At 55.4% G+C, this 17,760-nt stretch carries 22 protein-coding genes and 1 pseudogene; 6 read left to right on the top strand and 17 right to left on the bottom strand.

Translation table 11 applies throughout. The features are described 5' to 3' along the window. Positions 1–29 precede the first annotated feature (29 nt). The 5 genes and pseudogenes from ACZ5ER_RS08875 (at position 30) to ACZ5ER_RS08855 (ending at position 5,788) form a co-directional block, all read left to right on the top strand. Positions 30–1,718: a hypothetical protein gene (locus tag ACZ5ER_RS08875; protein ID WP_464934251.1), complete on the top strand. Its 1,689-nt coding sequence runs from the start codon at positions 30–32 to the stop codon at positions 1,716–1,718. A 171-nt stretch (positions 1,719–1,889) separates the two neighbouring features. Then, positions 1,890–2,811: pseudogene (locus ACZ5ER_RS08870) on the top strand (DMT family transporter). A 204-nt stretch (positions 2,812–3,015) separates the two neighbouring features. Beyond that, entirely contained in the window at positions 3,016–3,582 is a 567-nt protein-coding gene (locus ACZ5ER_RS08865; RefSeq protein ID WP_050003579.1) for a CBS domain-containing protein, read from the top strand. 80 nt (positions 3,583–3,662) lie between these two features. Beyond that, positions 3,663–5,561 carry an ABC transporter substrate-binding protein gene (locus tag ACZ5ER_RS08860; RefSeq protein ID WP_320407199.1) on the top strand — a complete coding sequence of 633 codons (1,899 nt, stop codon included), beginning with the start codon at positions 3,663–3,665 and terminating at the stop codon, positions 5,559–5,561. Between the two features lie 38 nt (positions 5,562–5,599). Then, positions 5,600–5,788 carry a hypothetical protein gene (locus tag ACZ5ER_RS08855; protein WP_050003577.1) on the top strand — a complete coding sequence of 63 codons (189 nt, stop codon included), beginning with the start codon at positions 5,600–5,602 and terminating at the stop codon, positions 5,786–5,788. On the opposite strand, the gene ACZ5ER_RS08850 is transcribed toward ACZ5ER_RS08855, so the two are convergent. The 3 genes from ACZ5ER_RS08850 to ACZ5ER_RS08840 are packed head-to-tail and all read right to left on the bottom strand — an operon-like array spanning position 5,748 to position 8,493. After that, on the bottom strand, positions 5,748–6,467 hold the full coding sequence (locus ACZ5ER_RS08850; RefSeq protein WP_464934250.1) for an ABC transporter permease: 720 nt from the start codon (positions 6,465–6,467) through the stop codon (positions 5,748–5,750). The genes ACZ5ER_RS08855 and ACZ5ER_RS08850 overlap by 41 nt on opposite strands. Further along, entirely contained in the window at positions 6,455–7,375 is a 921-nt protein-coding gene (locus ACZ5ER_RS08845) for an ABC transporter ATP-binding protein (RefSeq protein WP_050003575.1), read from the bottom strand. The genes ACZ5ER_RS08850 and ACZ5ER_RS08845 overlap by 13 nt, the downstream gene beginning before the upstream one ends. Further along, entirely contained in the window at positions 7,357–8,493 is a 1,137-nt protein-coding gene (locus tag ACZ5ER_RS08840; RefSeq protein WP_081947235.1) for a WD40 repeat domain-containing protein, read from the bottom strand. Before ACZ5ER_RS08840 ends, ACZ5ER_RS08845 begins: the two co-directional genes overlap by 19 nt. A 56-nt stretch (positions 8,494–8,549) precedes the next feature. On the opposite strand from ACZ5ER_RS08840, the gene ACZ5ER_RS08835 reads away from it, so the two are divergent. Beyond that, positions 8,550–8,786, top strand: coding sequence for a hypothetical protein (locus tag ACZ5ER_RS08835; RefSeq protein WP_464934249.1), 237 nt, complete (start codon positions 8,550–8,552; stop codon positions 8,784–8,786). An 11-nt stretch (positions 8,787–8,797) separates the two neighbouring features. Here ACZ5ER_RS08835 and ACZ5ER_RS08830 read toward each other — a convergent pair whose 3' ends face one another. From ACZ5ER_RS08830 to ACZ5ER_RS08765, 14 genes are read right to left on the bottom strand one after another with little or no spacing between them, the layout of a single operon-like run. Then, positions 8,798–9,301, bottom strand: a complete 504-nt coding sequence (locus tag ACZ5ER_RS08830) for a 4Fe-4S dicluster domain-containing protein (RefSeq protein ID WP_050003573.1) — start codon at positions 9,299–9,301, stop codon at positions 8,798–8,800. Further along, positions 9,298–10,353: an FAD-dependent oxidoreductase gene (locus tag ACZ5ER_RS08825; protein ID WP_464934248.1), complete on the bottom strand. Its 1,056-nt coding sequence runs from the start codon at positions 10,351–10,353 to the stop codon at positions 9,298–9,300. Before ACZ5ER_RS08825 ends, ACZ5ER_RS08830 begins: the two co-directional genes overlap by 4 nt. Next, a complete protein-coding gene (locus tag ACZ5ER_RS08820) occupies positions 10,350–10,703 on the bottom strand; it encodes a hypothetical protein (RefSeq protein WP_050003571.1) in 354 nt (117 codons plus the stop codon). Before ACZ5ER_RS08820 ends, ACZ5ER_RS08825 begins: the two co-directional genes overlap by 4 nt. Position 10,704: 1 nt before the next feature. Further along, the gene (locus ACZ5ER_RS08815) at positions 10,705–12,246 is read right to left on the bottom strand and encodes a proton-conducting transporter transmembrane domain-containing protein (protein WP_464934247.1); all 1,542 of its coding nucleotides are present in this window, start codon (positions 12,244–12,246) and stop codon (positions 10,705–10,707) included. A gap of 5 nt (positions 12,247–12,251) precedes the next feature. Next, positions 12,252–12,737 carry a Na+/H+ antiporter subunit E gene (locus ACZ5ER_RS08810; protein ID WP_050003569.1) on the bottom strand — a complete coding sequence of 162 codons (486 nt, stop codon included), beginning with the start codon at positions 12,735–12,737 and terminating at the stop codon, positions 12,252–12,254. Then, a complete protein-coding gene (locus ACZ5ER_RS08805; protein WP_050003568.1) occupies positions 12,734–13,111 on the bottom strand; it encodes a sodium:proton antiporter in 378 nt (125 codons plus the stop codon). The genes ACZ5ER_RS08810 and ACZ5ER_RS08805 overlap by 4 nt, the downstream gene beginning before the upstream one ends. Beyond that, positions 13,108–13,830: an MnhB domain-containing protein gene (locus tag ACZ5ER_RS08800; RefSeq protein WP_050003567.1), complete on the bottom strand. Its 723-nt coding sequence runs from the start codon at positions 13,828–13,830 to the stop codon at positions 13,108–13,110. Before ACZ5ER_RS08800 ends, ACZ5ER_RS08805 begins: the two co-directional genes overlap by 4 nt. 1 nt (position 13,831) lies before the next feature. Further along, entirely contained in the window at positions 13,832–14,074 is a 243-nt protein-coding gene (locus tag ACZ5ER_RS08795) for a Na(+)/H(+) antiporter subunit B (RefSeq protein WP_050003566.1), read from the bottom strand. Beyond that, the gene (gene mnhG / locus ACZ5ER_RS08790) at positions 14,067–14,399 is read right to left on the bottom strand and encodes a monovalent cation/H(+) antiporter subunit G (RefSeq protein ID WP_050003565.1); all 333 of its coding nucleotides are present in this window, start codon (positions 14,397–14,399) and stop codon (positions 14,067–14,069) included. Before mnhG ends, ACZ5ER_RS08795 begins: the two co-directional genes overlap by 8 nt. After that, complete coding sequence (locus tag ACZ5ER_RS08785) at positions 14,396–14,665, bottom strand: monovalent cation/H+ antiporter complex subunit F (RefSeq protein WP_050003564.1); 270 nt, start codon at positions 14,663–14,665, stop codon at positions 14,396–14,398. Before ACZ5ER_RS08785 ends, mnhG begins: the two co-directional genes overlap by 4 nt. Beyond that, positions 14,662–14,913 carry a hypothetical protein gene (locus ACZ5ER_RS08780; protein WP_050003563.1) on the bottom strand — a complete coding sequence of 84 codons (252 nt, stop codon included), beginning with the start codon at positions 14,911–14,913 and terminating at the stop codon, positions 14,662–14,664. Before ACZ5ER_RS08780 ends, ACZ5ER_RS08785 begins: the two co-directional genes overlap by 4 nt. After that, on the bottom strand, positions 14,864–15,634 hold the full coding sequence (locus ACZ5ER_RS08775) for an NADH-quinone oxidoreductase subunit B family protein (protein ID WP_050003562.1): 771 nt from the start codon (positions 15,632–15,634) through the stop codon (positions 14,864–14,866). The genes ACZ5ER_RS08780 and ACZ5ER_RS08775 overlap by 50 nt, the downstream gene beginning before the upstream one ends. Then, a complete protein-coding gene (locus ACZ5ER_RS08770) occupies positions 15,631–16,128 on the bottom strand; it encodes a 4Fe-4S dicluster domain-containing protein (protein ID WP_050003561.1) in 498 nt (165 codons plus the stop codon). Before ACZ5ER_RS08770 ends, ACZ5ER_RS08775 begins: the two co-directional genes overlap by 4 nt. Continuing rightward, positions 16,119–17,759, bottom strand: coding sequence for a hydrogenase large subunit (locus ACZ5ER_RS08765; protein ID WP_050003560.1), 1,641 nt, complete (start codon positions 17,757–17,759; stop codon positions 16,119–16,121). The genes ACZ5ER_RS08770 and ACZ5ER_RS08765 overlap by 10 nt, the downstream gene beginning before the upstream one ends. Between the last annotated feature and the right edge of the window lies 1 nt (position 17,760).

Here is a 17,760-nt window from a genome sequence, read left to right as displayed (position 1 = left end):
GGGAGTATATATAGCTAATGGTGGTGGGGATGCAGTTACCTGACAAGACCCCATTAGTTGAGAACGTGGTGGTGACATCAAAAAAAGACCTCACTGAGCTGGCCAAAAAAGCCCTCAGTGAAGGGAAGGGAGCCTTTCTCAAAGTATTCGCCAAGGATCAGCGCGGCAAGTACTACATAACAATACTCCTGGACAGCTCAAAGGTGCTGGCGGCTGAATGTCTCGTCGTTGATAATAAGCAGACACTCGTTGGAGAAGACGCATTAAACCTCTTTAAGGCCCTTCTTGGCAAGCCCATGGTAGTTGATGCTTATTCACTCGACGAGATTGAAATGAAGCTTTCAATAGCCGAAAACCTCGACGTTTATTCAGAGACTCCTAAGATTCCCCTTGATGAGCTGTTCTCAGGTTCGGCGGTACAGGTTAGGTCTAAGGAGGTACCGGAAGCAAAAGAGCCTGCACCTAAGCCCGAGCCGGTCCCAGAGCAGAAACCCGTGGCCGAGAAAAAGCCAGGAGAAAAGGCTGTCCCCAAGCCTGCTCAGAAGTCGGGAGGAAAACCGGAGATAGTCGTCAGCTTCACCGGTGGCAAGCTCCCGGAGGAGGCATTCAAAAAATACGCCGAGCACATAGTTCGAGAAGTCCGCAAGATGAAAGGAGTTTCCATAGACAAGATCGAGTTCGACGCCAACGTTGGAGAGGGCGTCGTTTACCTCAATGTCCACGTTTACGGAAGCGCTGGGACAGGGGATAGGCGGAACCTCGAGGTGGCCGAAAGGAGAATCCTCCACATAGTCAGCAAGCACGCGCCCGTGATCCTAAGGGAAGCGGAGCACAAGCCCATACTCAGAGACATAAGCGTTGTCCTCAACGGTGAGGAAGCGAGGCCACAGGAAATAACCTTAAAAGATGAGAAAAAGACAGGGGCAGTAACAAAGGACGGAAGGGTTAAGCTTTCCGTCCTCAAAGACGTCTGGCCGTACTTCAGCAATTTTGCAAGAACTGTGGTACAGGAACTCGAGACGGCTGGGATTAAAGTGGACAGCGCGTACTTTGACGTTAAGGGGTGGAGAGAGTTCGAGGTAAACCTTTCCATTGTCGTTGAGAGCCCGTTTGACAGGGCAACCACAGAGAAGACCATTAGGACCGTCCTTACCAGGCATGTTAAAGAGCTCTCGCGTTCAATAGGCCGCTACATCACAGTCCACAGTGTTGAAGTGGAGCTCGTGGAGAAGCCTTCCCTGGGGCACGCTCCTGCGAAGAAACCGGTTGCATCAGGAAAGGCCGCAGAAGTCCTGGCCAAAAAGGCGCTCCTTGAGAAGGAGGTTGAGAAGCTCCTTAAGGAGGCCGGTATAGATGAGCTCGCCCCGCTTACCGAACAGAAGAAGAAGGAGGCAGAGGAAACACTGCTGAAGAGCAGGGTGGAGCCGGCCATTGAAACGCTAAAGAACAGGATACGCGCCGAGCTCAAGCTGATGCCGAGGGTCATCTTCAAGTGGCTTAAGATTAACCACGAAGTACATGGTACGACAGTTTACATAGACGTTGAGGCTTCCTTTGTTAAAGAGAACGTTGGTGGGCTCTTTGGTGCCTACTCTGGAGTCTCGGACGAGAAAATAAAGAAAGACGTTGTGGACGTCATAAACAGAATAATCCGCGAGGTGTCAAGCGAGTACAGCGTTGCAATAAAACCAAGGAGCGTAAACGTAATCCTCCGCTGAGTCCTTTTCTCCGCTTATATTTTCAGCACTCAAGATCCTCATCATCCTGGCGTCAGCTCTGCCGAGGTCATCATCGCAGAGGGTTCGGTAGGGGCTATTAAGGCCTTTTTCATATATTCATCTAAACGCTAAAGCATTAATTTTTTAAGGGTTGCCTCCCGAGCAGGGAGCATGCAGGAGCTAGTCCTTGGGATCTTCGCGGCACTGCTGTCGGCCTTTTCGTGGGCCTCAGCGACGATACTGGTGAGGACGGGCTTGAAAAAGCTCTCACCTGTAGGCGCCAACATATTGAGGCTGTACGTTGCCTCGACCATTTTCCTGACAATCTTTGCTTTAATCTGGAAATCTGGGTGTTTTCAGGCTGCCCGTTAAACTGCTTGCCCTCGCGTTCATCTCCGCCCAGTTCGGATTCGTCATAGGGGACTACTTTTACTTCGGCGCCCTCAAGAGAATGGGAGTTTCTAGAACTGTCCCGATAACTTCAACATACCCGCTCTGGACAATCTTATGGGCTATACTCTTTCTGGGTAAGAAGGTCGAGCCCCACGTAATTATCGGTGCCGTTCTCGTTGTCCTGGCCATAATAGTGGTGAAGAGGGCCGAAGAAGAGGAGCATACAGACCGGCTCGGTTTTGTCTTTGCTTTTCTGGCCCCGATATCATGGAGCATCGCCATAACAATAATGGAGCACCTCTCCAGCAGTATCCCCACCATCCAGCTGGCTGGAGTCAGGATAGTCTTTGCCTCCATTGGGATTTCGGCGTTCCTGCCGAAGTACGGAAGGGAAGTGAGAGGAGTAAGCAGGAGAGAGGTCGCAGTCCTCGTGGGTGCGGCCGTTCTCGGGCTGGTGCTGGGGCAGTACCTCTTCGTGTATTCGGTAACCCTCGTTGGCTCCCCAATAGCGGCGCCGGTCTCTGCGATAAATCCGGTAATAGCGTCACTTCTCGCGGTGGTGCTCCTTGGGGAAAAGCCGAACGCGAAGATATTCGAGGGGCTGGTCCTGGCCGTTCTTGGAGTTGTCCTGATATCCCATCGGCTAAAGCTTTTAAGCCCCTTTTTCTATCTACTACTGCCGACAGCGAGGGGACAATAAGTCTCCTCGCACGGGCTCGGTTTTCCCGCCTCCGTGAGGTACTCGGGTTCGATGAACGGAGCGTGCTCACGCCGAGCCCACAGGGCCGGGAGCATCCACCCGCGTGAGCGAATGAGCGCGGGCCTCTGTGCCCGGCCCACAATTCGACGCCCTTCTGAGGAAGGCTTATAACCCCCTCGTTGCTTCAATAACTGGTGGTTATTTATGGTAGTCATTCCCCGGCCGATTGACCCCAGGGAAATCAAGCGAATTCGAAAGGAGCTCGGCATAACGCAGGAAGAACTTGCGAAAAAAGCCGGCGTAACGCAGGCCTACATCGCGAAGCTTGAGGCGGGTAAGGTAGACCCCCGTCTGTCAACGCTGAATCGAATTCTCCAGGCCCTCCTCGAGTGTAAGAAGGCCCAGCCCAAAGCAAAAGACGTCATGTCATCGCCCGTTATTTCAGTCAAACCCTACGAGAAGGTGGAGCGCGTTATCAAGCTGATGAACGAGCACAACATCTCCCAGATTCCCGTCGTCTCTGGGAACAAGGTCGTCGGTTCGGTGACCGAGCGAACCCTCGTGAGGCAGAGCCTTGAATACGAGGACATCTACGACCATAAGGTCATGGAAGTGATGGAGGAGCCCTTCCCGATAGTCAACGAGGACGAGGACTTGGAAGTCGTTAAGTACCTCCTCGAGGACCATCCAGCGGTTCTCGTCCAGAACAGGGAGGGCAAGATAGTGGGGATCATAACGCGGGTTGACCTCTTCAGGGTCGGCAAAACCTGACTTTTCTCCCCGACCACAACTTTAAAAACCCTTCCCTCTCAACACCCTTGGACATTTAATCCGGACAAAACGTCCAGGTGATGGCAATGAAAAGGAGTGCACTCATTGTCGTCCTGCTCCTGCTGGGAGCCGTTGTAGCAACGGGCTGTATCGCCTCAAATGAGAGCACGAGCTCCACATCGTCTCCCTCGGCAATATCTACAACCACACCCGCCACCCCAACGACGAATCCCCAAACCTCGACATCACCGACGACATCAAGCACGCCCCAGACCGAGAAGGGCTACTACCCGATAACGATTAAAGACTTCGCGAACAGGACGGTCACAATCAAGGCGGAGCCAAAGCGCGTAATTTCACTGGCCCCAAGCTTAACCGAAGACCTCTACTACCTCGGCCTGCTCGATAGGGTTGTGGGTATTACCGGTTACGAGGACTGGCCGCCAGAAGCCGTGAACATAACGTCCGTTGGGGGCTACGGCGCCTATGCAAATCTTGAGACGATAGCAAGCTTAGGGCCAGACTTAATCATAGCTGACAACGCCGTGTTGTACAAGGAGGGCTTCCTTGAGAACCTTGAGAAGATTGCCCCCGTTGTAGTCGTCGCCCCCAAGAGTCTCAATGAAATACCCCGCGCGATAGAGCTTCTCGGGGAGGTCTTCAACAAAAAGAATAAGGCCGGAGAAGTTGTTGAAGAGTTCAACGCCAAAATCAGCGCAATGAGGGAGCTTATGGAAGACAAGCCAAAGGTCAAAACCTTCTACGTTGTCTGGAACGACCCGCTGACGACTGCCGGCGGCAACACATTCATAAGCGACGTAATCAGCATCGCTGGAGGAGTGAACATTTTCAACGACGCCTCAAACTGGCCGCAGGTAAGCCTTGAGGAGGTAATAGCGAGGGACCCCGAGGTCATAGTCCTGACGCCCCACTGCGGCATGACGGTGGAAGACGCTTACAAGCTCTTCGCCGGCACAACCGCAGTCAAAAATGGGCGCGTTTATATGATAGACAACGAGAACGACCTTATTCACCCCAGCCCGAGACTTATCCGCGGAATCGAGACGATGGCAAGAATCCTGCACCCGGACGCATTTGAGACCAGCTACCCGCTTACCATCACCGACATGGCCAACCGGAGCGTCACAATCCGGGAGGAGCCTGTGAGGGTCGTCTCTCTTGCACCCAGCATCACCGAGACGATATTCTACATCGGGGCGGGTGACAAGCTCGTCGGCGTTACCGATTACGCGGACTGGCCCCCGGCCGTCAAAAACATAACAAGGGTGGGAGGCTACGGCGCCTATGCCAACCTCGAGGAGATTGCAAAGCTCAACCCCGACCTGATTATAGCGGACAACGCGGTCTTTTACAAGCAGGGCTTCCTTGAAAACCTTGAGAAGATTGCGCCGGTTGTAATCGTCAATCCGGAGAGCATTGAAGGCATTTATCAGCAGGTTGAACTTCTCGGAAAGGTTCTCAACAGGGAGAAGCAGGCTTCCCTTGTAATAGCAGAGATGAAGGCCCAGATAAGCTACATTGAAGGCCTTGTCGCCAACGCTAGCCGGCCGAGCGTTATGTACCTCGTCAGCACCTACAACGGCTACTGGGTAGGAGGGAAGAACACCTTCGCCGAGGGCATAATCAGGATTGCCGGCGGTAAGAACGCCTTCGGAGACGTTGATGGCTGGAAGGCCGTCAGCGCTGAAGAAATCGTTGCAAGGAATCCAGACGTCGTCATCATTGCCTCGGCCTACGTTGACCCGAGTGTGTTCTGCTCGGAGCCGCTCTCGACGATTAAAGCCGCCACCGAAGGAAAGGTCTACACCGTGAGCAACCCCAACGTCTTCCAGAGGCCCAGCCCGCGGATTGTGCTGGCGATTAGGGAGACGGCGGAGCTCCTCCACCCGGAGCTCTTTGACTACCAACCAGAACCGCTCACCTGCCCTGTCGGTGAGACTGCAAACTCAACCGGCTGATTTTTAAGCCCTTCTCCTTTTTCTTTTCCGGTGGTTGCATGGAACGGAAGACGCTCTACAGGATTATGCTTGTGGTTGTTATTGTGCTCGCTATAATCTTCACGCTCGGAGTTGCTGGAATAGTTCCCTTTGTCTGGAGCGAGTACATAACGGTCTTCATGGTAATCCTGTTCTTCGTCCTTCGTCTCAATAAAGGCCTTCGAGCCTGGAGGTTGACAGGTAAATGAAGACCATGGCCAGCAGGAGCAGGACGAGGAAAGAGTACACTGGATTGACGACGTCGTAGTAGTGGAGCATCGCGAAGCGGACACCTTCAACCGCGTAGGTCATCGGCGTGAGCAGGCCGACCGCAATGAACCACCTCGGGAAGAGCAGGAGGGACACTATCGCCCCGCTCGTGAACATCATCGGCAGTCTTATGAGGTTGAGCCACGTCATTGCGTTTATCGGGTTCTCGGGCACGAGGGAGACGTAGAGGCCAAAGGCAGAGAATACAACCGCTGAAATTGTCAGAAACAACACTAACAGCGGAATGTTCCAGATTGGATAGACCATGAAAAAGTGGAGAAAGGTAAGGCTGACGAGGCCCACAAAGATTCCAAAGGCCGATGCAACCAAAACTTTGGCAAGGGTAATCTCCAGGTAGCTAACGGGCGCGACGAGGAGCCTTTCAAACGTCCTAAGCCGTCTCTCGAAGACTACGGAGGAGGACACGAAAGATGTCGTCCCGAAGAGAACCGAAATCGTGAGCAGACCCGGTGCCAGGTGGTCAACGTCCCCAAAGCGCACCGCGAAGGCGAGGGTAAATACGAGCGGAAATATCACTCCCCAGCTTATTGAACCCGGCTTAAGGACGTATTCTTTGAGCTCCTTCTCGGCTATCGCCAGAACCTTCAAAGTGGGCACCCCCCGCAGGAACAGCCCTTTGTCAGCTCGACGAAGACCTCTTCAATGCCGGGAATCTCGGTGCACAGCCCCTCAATTCTGAAACCGAGCTCAGTTTTGAGAGAGTATAACTCATCGAGGAAGGCATCAACATCATCTACCTCAAAAACGAGTCCCTCCTCTTCAAAGGAGGGGTTGTAACGCTCAAGGGCCCTCAAAAGGGACGACGTCAGGGGCTCAACCGAGAGTTTAACAATCTTTTTCTTCCCAACCAGCTTCGCCAGTTCGTTCCTCTTTCCCTCGGCAACTATCCGGCCGTCCCTCATTATCGCTATTCTCTGGGGTATTGTCTCGGCTTCAACCATGTTGTGGGTTGTTATGAAAACTGTCATGCCCTTCTTATTGAGGTAGCGTATCAGGGCTCTGACGGCCTTGGCGGAGTGGACATCGAGCCCGTTGGTGGGCTCGTCGAGGAACAGCACCTCCGGCTCGTGGACGAGGGCAGCTGCGATCGTGGCCCTTCGCTTGAAGCCCGTGCTCAGCCTGCCGAACTTCCTGTCGGCTGGGAGCTCGAACTCCTTTATCAGCTCGTCCACTCTGCTTGGTGGGGCATCGTAGAGCTTGGCCATGAAGAGCAGGTTCTCTCGGACCGTCAGCTCGTCGTAGAGGTTGGAGACGTCGGGGACAAGACCTATCGAGCGCCTCACCGCGAGCTTCTCCCTTTTGACATCGAAGCCGTTCACGTATGCCTCGCCGGAGGTAATTGAAGTCAGTGTCGTCAGCATCTTTACCGTGGTTGTCTTCCCAGCCCCGTTCGGGCCGAGGAGGGCAAAGGCTTCCCCTTTTTTGACCGTAAAGCTTATCCCCTTCACGGCCTCGAAGTCGCCGTAGCGCTTGACGAGGTTCTTCGCTACGACCGCTTCCGCCATAACAGTACCCCCATAAGGACTACGAGGGCGATAAGACCCCCTGTGATGCACGGGTTAACGCCGGTCTTTCTATTAGATTCTTGCGCCGTAACTGTGGGGGTTCCGGTGAGGGCCCATGCGTCGATGGTGCCGTAACAGTTCTGGACGTCATGGGAGCCGTGTTCCGTGAGAAAGTAACCCTTTGGAGAGAACGCGACGTGATAAACCGTTCCGTTGAAGCGCTCGAACCAGACGACGGTTCCGTTGGGGGCTATTAGCTCCACCGTCTTTCCATAGCCCACCACTGTATATTTTTTCATCGTTGCGACATCGTAGGCGTAGCCGATCAGTGGTTTCGAGTAGAGGAGTTTTCCATCAATACTGAAGAGGGTGACGTTCCCAAAGTTTCCGGCGACTGCGATGTTTTCCCCATCAGTGTCGACGGCCCTTGCGTATCCAGGAAATCTGTACCGCCAGAGGATTTTCCCGTTTAGATCAAAGGCAACCAGCTCGCTCCAAGACTCGGATCTGGGGACAACGAGGGCTACCACCACATCGTCGGCTATCGAAGTCTTTCTCACGGGCCCGGGATTGGTGTCCCAGATTAGCTCCCCTTCTGTTGAGAAGACTGAAAGGCCATTGTTTGAACCAACAAAGACTTTTCCGTCCTGGAACACAACGGCCCAGACATAGTCGCTGATCTTTTTCTCCCACACAAGGTTTCCATCTTTAAAGAAGTAGACCCAGCCCGATGCGTCGCCGGCGACGGCAAAATCTCCGTTGGGACTTATTGAGACGCTAACAACGGCGTTATTGAGCTCTTTTTCCCATATTATTTTGCCATTTTCAAAGGCCTGAATCCATCTGCCTTCCGTTCCTATCAGGAGGATATTGTTCTCAGAAAGGGCAGAGGAATAGGCTATTCCCCTCGTAGGGCCCTTCCAGAGGAGTTTTCCATCGGGGCCCAAAAGCTCAGCGTAGTAACCAAACGCCAGACCGATGGAGCCGTTAGAGTTCATCGAGAGCGAGAACACTGCGCAGGTGTCGGAATAACTCCAGAGCTTGACGGGTGAGGCACTCACTGGGATTGCAAGAATTAGGAGCATGAGCATTAGCAGTCTTTTCATCTTACACCCCATTGGAGTTTGGTTCGCCTAATAAAAACTTTCTGGACGTTCTTTTTATCCTTGGTCGTATGGAATGGAAGACACTCTACAGGGTTCTGCTGCCAGCTGTGCTCGTTCTGGCGGTTGTTTATACACTAAGGATAATCGGCGCTGTGCCTTTTCAGTGGAGCTACCCTCTTCATGATAGCCTGTTCATCTACTTTGGGCTGGACAAGACGCCAAGGGGGAAGCAGGGAGCCGGGCGTCCGTCAGAACACCGAGCGGTTTTCCCGCCGGCATACGGCGAACTTATAAACAGAAACTGAAAAAAAGAAGGTCAAAGCATCTGACCAAAGCTCTCGAAGGACTCCGACGAAATCCTCTCCCTCGCTATCTTCTCCGCGGTCCTCCTCCTGACCCTGTCCTCTACTTCCTCCGGCTTTCCGAAGAATATTGCCTCAGCTGGGCACATCTCCTTGCACGCCGGCTCCATTCCAAGCTCGCGCCTGTCTGCACACATGTCGCACTTTGTGATTGCCCTCACTTCCACGTTGAAGCTCGGGACGCCAAACGGGCACACTGCAAGGCACATGAAACACCCAATGCACCTCTGGGGGTCCACGATAACAGCGCCGTCGTGGTCCCTTGAAATGGCGCCGACGGGGCATATCTCCATACACGGGGCCTTTTCACAGTGGCGGCAGTTTATCGGGATTGGGAGACCGCTCATTGTGTAGTATATCCTTATGTTTGGCTTTCCGTGGTGGAGGAACTCACAGACCCCCTGGCAGGTCTCACACCCTATACAGAGGCTGTAGTCAACGTGGAGTATCCTCCTCATTTTCTCACCTCCATAAGCCAGTGGTGCATGCTTTCGGCCGCCAAAAGGCCGTCCAAAACGGCCCTTCCAACCTTCGAGGGGCCGGTGGCAACGTCGCCGGCGGCAAAAACTCCCTCTATGCTCGTCATGTGCCTTGAGTCCACTATTATCCTGCCCTTCTTGTCAACGGCAATTTCAGCCCCCTTGGGTGGGGTCGGCCTCTGGCCCACGGCGAAGATTACGTAGTCAACGTCTATCTGGAAGTTCGAACCCTCAATGGGTATTGGTCTCCTCCTGCCGGTCTCGTCGGGTTCGCTCAGTTTGCACTTCTGGAGCTCAATGGCCTCCACCTTGCCGTTCTCACCGATTATGCGGACAGGGACTGTCAGCTCAAGCCACTTGACGCCCCTCTTCTGGAGGAGGTTAATCTCGTATGCTCCGGCAGGGGCCTCCCTTATTGTCCTCCTGTAACTCATGTAGACCTTTTCAGCGCCGAGGAGCAGGCTCTCCATTGCGGCATCAACTGCAGTGTGGCCGGCTCCAATCACCATAACCCTCTTTCCTTCGATGGGAACGACCTCGCTCCAGTCCAGGTGGCCGAGTTTGGCGCTCTTTATCCTGAACAGGTAGCCCAGCGCCGGGTAGACGCCCTCAAGCTCGACGCCTTCTATGTCCGGGATAAAGGACTTCCACGTCCCCGTGGCGATTAGGACGGCGTCGTAGTTCTGGACGAGCTCGTTGAAGTCCACGACGTTCTTGACGAAGTCGTCTCCCTCTTCTTCCTCGTCCCCAAAGCTTACTTTGGTGTTCGGGTAAAACTTGACTTCAAAGACGTTTTCGAGCTCCTTGTATCCCTCTCTGACGCGGTAGATGGGGATTCTGAACTCGGGGATTCCGAAGAGCATCAGTCCTCCAGGCTCTGGGAGCTTGTCGTAAACGTGGACATCGTGGCCGTGGCAGACGAGATAGCCCGCGGCGCTGAGGCCAGCAGGCCCCGCACCTATGATGGCGACCTTCTTCCCGGTGGGGCTGGGCTTTTCTCTACACAGGAATGCAAACCGCATTCCGTTCATCTTACCACCTCCTTAACCAGCATCTTGTCAAGGTTTTTGACGGTTGGAAGGGCTCCTTTCATCTCCAACAACTTCGGAAGATGGCGTGAGAGGAAGTCCTCTGGGTCGTACAAAATACGAAAGTCGTCCATACCACCGAACACTTCGGGGTGGAGCGTGTCAATTGAGTCCGAGAGCCACAGCATTACGTCGTAGCCCTTCTCGGCGAGGGGTTCGAAGACGTTTTCAGCCGCATCGGCCAGCAGTTCGACCTTGTCCCCCTCCCTTAGTATTACCAGCAGGGTGTCCCTCACCTGCGCAACTGCAAGCAGGTTGTCGCAGTAGTGCCTTTTCAGGAGTTCAAGGGGCATTTCACTTCCCTCCAAGGACGTTTATGGCCGCCTGTATGTATCCCTCGACGTCGAGGGCCTGCACTGCGGTGGGGTCAATCACGTCTTCGAGTATCAGTGGCGAGAGGATTCCAATCGCAAGGCACAGCACGGCCAGCAACAGCAGCACCGCAACCATGCTCTTGGGCTCTTTCGCATCGGTGCTGTTCTCGGCCTTCTTAATCCAGAGCCAGTAGAGCATCTTCATGTAGCTTACCAGTGCAAAGACGCTTGAGAGCACGAGGACGACTACAAGGGCCACGCTCTTCTCCAGGTAGGCGTAGTAGAGCACGAGCTTGCTGAAGAACACGTTGGTCGGCGGAAGGCCGACGAGGGATATCGTCGCTATGGCGAGGCTTACCGTTGTGAGGGGCATCTTCTTGCCGAGTCCAGCGAGGTCCTGGAGTTTTCTGCTTCCGGCCTCGTGGATAAAGACACCGACCGCAAGGAAGAGGAGCGCCTTACCCAGTGAGTGGTTGAGCATGTGGAAGACCATTGCCTTGGTTCCGAGTTCAGTCCGCAGACCTACCGCCATTGCGAGGTATCCCATGTGGAGGATCGTTGAGTAGGCGACAATCCTCTTGACGTCGTCGTGTGCGGTCATTGCCAGAGATGCCAGCAGTGCCGATATTGCACCAAGCCCTATCAGCACCGTTGAGACTGCCCTCACAGCGTTTTCAAACTCTGGAACCCCTGTGAACAGCCAGATGAACCTTGCCAGACCGTAGATGCCCGCGTTGACCACAAGGCCACTCAGGACTGCCGATATCGGGGACGGTGCTGAGGAGTGTGCCCCCGGAAGCCAGAAGTGGTTTGGCATGATTGCAGACTTTATGGTGAACGCCCACGTTATGAGCGCCATCGCGAGGGCGAAGGCCATCAGGAGGTTGCCGGAAGCTTCTGACACCGGGAACGGGTAGCCCCTCGCTTTCGCCGCGAGGTCTGCGAAGTTCACAGTGCCGAAGCCGTAGTAGAGCACGCCGAGCGCCAGGAAGTAGAAGGTCGTTCCAATGGAGCTTATGATGGCGTACCTGACACCGGAGTAGGCTGGATAGCCTTCCTCAGTGTAGAACATCACAAGCCCGTAGGCGGCGGCTGCGGTGACCTCGAGCATTACGAAGAGGTTGAACGCGTCTCCGGTGAGGAATATCCCCAGGAGTCCGGCCTCAAGCCCGAGGTAGAGTGTGTAGTACCACTCGACGCCGGTCTCGCGCTCAAGGTACCTGACCGAGTAGAACGTTATTATGAACATGAGGAACGACGTCGTGAGAGCGAGCAGTGCCCCGAACCTGTCCACCTCGTATATTATGCCTATCGGGGCCTTCCACCCGCCGAAGGTGTAAATCAGCGGCTTTTCTGAGGAGTACGCCGCCCTGAAGACGTCAAGGCTCAGCACGAACGTCAGGCCCGTGACTACCATGGCGTAGGCGTTGACGAACTTCCTGTTGCCCTTAAGTATCTGGGATAAGACGGGGAGCGCGAACGCAAACGCCATTGGAATCGTGGGGAGTATCAGTGCGTTCATCTGTATCACCCCTCAAAAATCCTCTTCGCGTGTTTTTCGAACTCCTCAAGGATCTCCTTCCTGGCCTCGTCAGGGTCTCTCGTCTTCACGTCTATCCAGTTGACGTAGGCGTATTCCTCGTCCATGTACACCGTTACGGTGCCCGGGGTGTTCGTTATCGAGTTCGCGACCAGGAACCGGGCGTACTCGTCCTTCACGGTGATGGGGACCTTAATGATGCCCGGGTTCGTCTCGCCGGAGATTATGCGCTTTATGACGTCCAGGTGGGCCTTGAGCTCGATTACCGTGATGTACTTGATGAAGTAGGCCACCATGGCAACCCATCTTGCAGGGTTGAGGGCCTTCTTGGGGTTCTTCACCAGATACCTGCCGAAGAGCAGGCCCGCAATGACCGCTGTTACTGCCCCCGTTGCGATGTCGTACGGAGTGGCCGAGCCGGTTATTATGATGTACAGTATGAACGCGAGCAGGGTCACCGGCAGGAACCTCATTCCTCCCACCTCGCGAGCTTTCTAACGTCCACGGTGCCGTACTTCCTCTGGATATGGATAGCACCGTAGGCCATGAGCACGGTTATTGCCAGGCCAATGACTATCGCGGTGATGGTGAGGGCCTGCGGAAGCGGGTCAACGGCCCCCCTAACGAGCTCCTCAACGCCCTTCTGCGAGTAGTCTGTGAGCACCGGAGGGAGGGGCCTCTCGACGGCGCGGTAGCCGAGCAGTATGACGGCCACGTTGATGATGTCGGAGAATATGCTGAGGCAGATTATCTTCTTCACGAGGTTTGGCCTCACGGCTACGCCGTAGAGTGAAATTACGATGATCGCGGCTATGCTGCTCACTATCAGCGCGAGGGCAAACGTCATGCTTCGCTCCCCCCCTCAGGGTTTGAAAGGAGCAGGAATATTATCGTGAACCCTGCTCCAACCGCAAGGAACTCCGCCATGTTGAAGAGGGACAGGCTTCCGCTGACGAGCATTCCGTGGAGCTCCTTCGGGTACACCGGCAGGTTCTGCATGAAGTAGCCTCCCGCGAGGAGGGGGTAGAACGCGACGATGGCTATTGTGAGGAGGCCTATCGTCCTAATGACGAGGGCCCTCTCCTTGGTGAGCCCAGCCTTCTCAAGGGCCTTCTTGGAGAACGCAACTATTACCAGCAGGGGCACCACGGCGAGCATTGAACCGCCCTGGAAGCCACCTCCGGGCGTTATGTGGCCGTGGAACGCGGTCGTGGCGGCCGCTACGAAGGTAATGAGTCCGACTATCTTCACTCCGGTTCTGGTGATGTCGGTGAAGCCGCGCGGGTGGAAGCTCACGCTGGGCATGTTCCTGAAGATTGAGACCGCGCCGATTATTGCCATGAACAGGACGGCGGTCTCAAAGTACGTATCAAGACCCCTGTAGTCCCAGAGGATTGCAGTCACGACTTCCGGCGAACCGGCGGAGTGCTCCCCGAAGTAGCTGTTTCTAATGTAGAACTCGCCAAGCGCGTTCAGCTCCGTCTTGGGGGGCAGGTGTGGGGAGAGGTAGTACGCCCCCGCTATGACCGCCAGCATGATGATGGAGAGCGTGATGACCTTCCTCACTTCAGACCACCTCGTGTCTCGTCGTTTTGCTTACCACGAACACCATAAGGCCGGTGGAGAGTCCCACGGATATTGCAACGTACGCGAGGATTACGTCGGGGGCCATCAGAACGTACAGCGTCAGCAGTATGAGTCCCCCGAAGACGCCAGAATATGCGACTGCCTTCAGCAGGTCTGTCTCGGTGACTATGAGGTAGCTGAGGGCCACTGCGCACAGGAGGAAAACCGCCGCCAGCTCAAACATCTTCCTCCCCCCTGAACTCGTCAAGCTCCATCTCCACTATCCTGGCTTTGCTCGCGGCGTAGGCGAGTGCGTGGCTTCCCACTGGGGTCGTGACCAGGACGAGGAGCGCCGCAAGTACCGAGATTCCGACCACTGGCCACAGGCCCTGCTCTGCCGCTATAAACGCCACTCCGAGGAGCGGGTAGAACTTTCCTCCAACGGTGCCGACGGTCGCGGCGTGCAGTCTGAGGTAGAACGTGTTAAACCGGTGCATTCCTATCGCACCGAGGAGGTCGCAGACTGCGCCTATGGCGAGGAGTATAAGCCCGATGACCGTGAGTATCAAGTTCCCACCTCCCCTCTCGTGAGGTATTTGGCCGCGAACACGTCCAGGATAAACGCCCAGAGCACCAGGAACAGCGCCCCGACTGCCAGGAACGAGTTCCTATAGTAGATTGACAGGAGCAGCGCTATCAGCGCGACATCGAGGGACACACAGTCCGCGGCGAGGATTGAGTCCACCACGGTTGGCCCCCTGAGTAGCCTGATGAAGTAGAGCAGGCCTGAGAGCCCGTAAACCGCAAACAGCACGTAAATTGCCGTCTCAATCATCTAAAGACCCTCCTCACGGCTATGAGGCCCTTCTCTATCTCGGGGAGCAGTCTGGCTATCGTCTCCCTATCCTCCTCCGGGTAGGCGTCTATATCCGTCACACCCTTCTCGACCAGCTCCGCACTCCTCTCGCTGACTTCTCCGACGATTTCCTCGGTTGAAAAGTTGGACTCGAAGTGATCGAGCACCCGTGCGACGTCATTTTTGAACTCCAAGTACTCTCCTTTTCTGACCAAGTATGTCTTCATACGTCCTCACCACCTCTAAGTAGTGCTCATAGAGCTTATTCAGTCCATACCTGAGCCGGCTGTCCTTTTCTTTGAGTTTCTCTTCTTCGACAAGCTTCTTGAGGGCTTCCGGCGTCTCTGCAACGTCCACGAGCTTCATAAACCTCTCAAGGAGCCTGTAGCCGTCGAAGTAGCCGAGCTCCTTCCTGATTCTCGCCTTGAGGATTACCTCAACCCATGCCTTGAACTGGGTGCGCGGGAGGACGAACTCTTCGTCCCTGTAGTGGCGAGGGGACAGCTTCTTCTCGGCAATCCCGAGCAGGAGCGCGAGCCCGTAGAGTATCTCCTCCGGCCTTGGCGGGCACCCCGGAATATACACGTCCACCGGCAGGAACTCAGAGGTTCCTCCGGCCCTCGGGTACTCCAGTCCGAGCCTTTCTGACTCCCGCCTCACGGCGTAGCTGTTGTAGAAGATTCCGCCACTGCAGGCGCAGGTGCCTATGGCGATGACTATCCTCGGCTTCGGGGGCATTGCCTCGTAGGCCCTTTTGGCGGCGTAGTAGGACTGCCTCGTTAGGGGCCCGGTGACCAGTAAGGCGTGAGCGTGCCTGGGAGTTGAGACGAGCTTGACACCCAGCCTTTCAACGTCGTAGTAGGGGGTGAGGACGTCGAGTATCTCTATGTCACAGCCGTTGCACGCCCCGGTGTTGAGGTGAAAGACCCAAACGGACCTGAGCTTCATTCTCTCATCTCCTCCTCGAACTTTGTGGCGTTAACAACCGTCAGGAGCCTCTTACATTTCCTGCAGAGCGGGAGCTTCTCTCTCACCCTGTCGAACTCAACGATGCCGGGAGGTATCATTGAGAGGACTTTCTGGAGCTGTCTCTCGGTGTAGTCAGTGTACTTTCCACAGCCCCTGCACCTTGCGAGCCTCAGCTCCACTACCTCCACGTGAGAGCTTCTGTCGTCGCTCGCCGCTTCGAACTCCTGCGTTAGCCTTATCGCTCCGGTCGGACAGACCTCCTCGCACCTCGCGCACCTTATGCACCTGCCGATGTCGAGGACTATCCTTCTCGTCCCCTTCTCGTAGTCGTCTATCTTGACCAGCGCGTCAGGTGGACAGGCGTTCACACATGCGGCACATCCAACGCACAGGCGCGGGTCTATCACCGGGATTCCCCTGTACTCTGGTGGCGCCTGCTCCGGCTCGAAGGGATAGTACTTTGTCACGGGCATGCCCCTATCCCTCCGCCCAGTGAGATTACCTTCGCCTTTCCTGACTCCACGTCAACGACCTGAACCCTCTCGGTACACGAGTAGCAGGGGTCTATCGAGGCCACTATCAGCGGAGCATCGGCTATTGTGTAGCCCCTCAGCATGTCCGGAACTGCCTGGAGGTTGTTGTACGTCGGCGCCTTCACCCGCCACCTGTAGATTCTGTTCACCTCCCCTGTCATCACGTAGTGGGTGTTCTCGCCCCTCGGGGCTTCAACGGCCGATATACCCTCCCTCCAGCTTGGGACTTCGTTGAACTCCGCTATCACGGGGCCGCCGGGAATAGCGTCAACCGCCTGCTCCAGCAGGGAGATGCTCTCCCTCACTTCGTCAATCCTCACGAGGGCCCTTGCCAGGACGTCTCCCTCCTTGTAGACGGGGACGTCAAAGCTCAGCTCATCGTATGCCGCGTAGGGGAGGCTCTTTCTTGTGTCGTAGTCAATTCCAGAAGCCCTCGCCAGGGGGCCGGCGGTGTCCCACTCCATAGCTTTCTCCTTCGGGAGCACACCGACGCCCTCGCACCTCTTTACGAAGCTCTTCGTTGATACGAGCATGTCAACGAGCTCGTCGAACTCTCTCCTCAGGTTCTTGAGAGTCTCAAGAACCAGGGACTTTCTGTAGTCCAGGAGGTCTCTCCTGACTCCGCCAACGAGAACAAGGCCGTACGTTTTCCTGTTGCCAGTGAGCCTCTCGGCGAGCTCCATGACCTGCTCCCTAATCTCCCACGAGCGCATAAAGGCCGTGTCAAAGCCGGTCAGGTGGGCCGCGACGCCCAGCCAGAGGAGGTGGGAGTGCAGTCTCTCAATCTCAAGGAGTATCGTCCTGATGTATCTCGCCCTGTCCGGCACTTCAATTCCAGCCGCCTCCTCGACGGCCTGGGCGTACGCTACGGAGTGGGAGAATCCGCATATGCCGCATATCCTCTCCGCGATGAATATTATCTGGTTGTAGTTCAGCCTTCCCCTTGCGAGCTTTTCTATGCCCCTGTGGGAGTAGAAGCCGCGGTAGTCCACGTCAACGATTTCCTCACCCTTGACGAAGAGCCTGAAGTGCGCCGGCTCGTCCAGCGCGACGTGGTATGGCCCCATCGGGTGCACCGTAGAGTCTTCGGGCGGCTCCTTGTAGGGGTAGCTCCTCGTTCCGGCTGGGGAGTGGTAGTACTGGAAGTCCTCCCTCAGCGGGTAAACTCCCTCTGGCCAGTCGTCGGGGAGTACAAGCCTTCTCGGGTCCGGAAGTCCCTCCGCTTTCAGGCCCAGTAGGTCCTGGACTTCCCTCTCGAACCATATTGCCCCCTTGTGGAAAGCGCCGACGCTGGGAAAGGTGGGTTCGTCTTCAGGGACGTAGAGCCTTATCCCGACGACTTCGTTGTCCTTCCAGTCAAGGAACCAGTAGGTCACGCTGAATGCCTCTTCGGTGTTCCTCTCGTCCATTCCTACCATTGTGAAGAGCCTTGTGTTCGGTCTGCTGAGAATGTAGTTGATTATGTTGGGAAAGTCCTCTCTCCTTACCATCAGCGTGTAAAGCACTTTGTTCTTTGCGATGACCTTTTTCCCAAGCGTCGAGCCAAATTTTTCTTCAAACTCCCTTATCATA

This window comes from Thermococcus marinus, from assembly GCF_055389025.1.
This window is presented reverse-complemented; position numbering and strand designations above follow the sequence as displayed.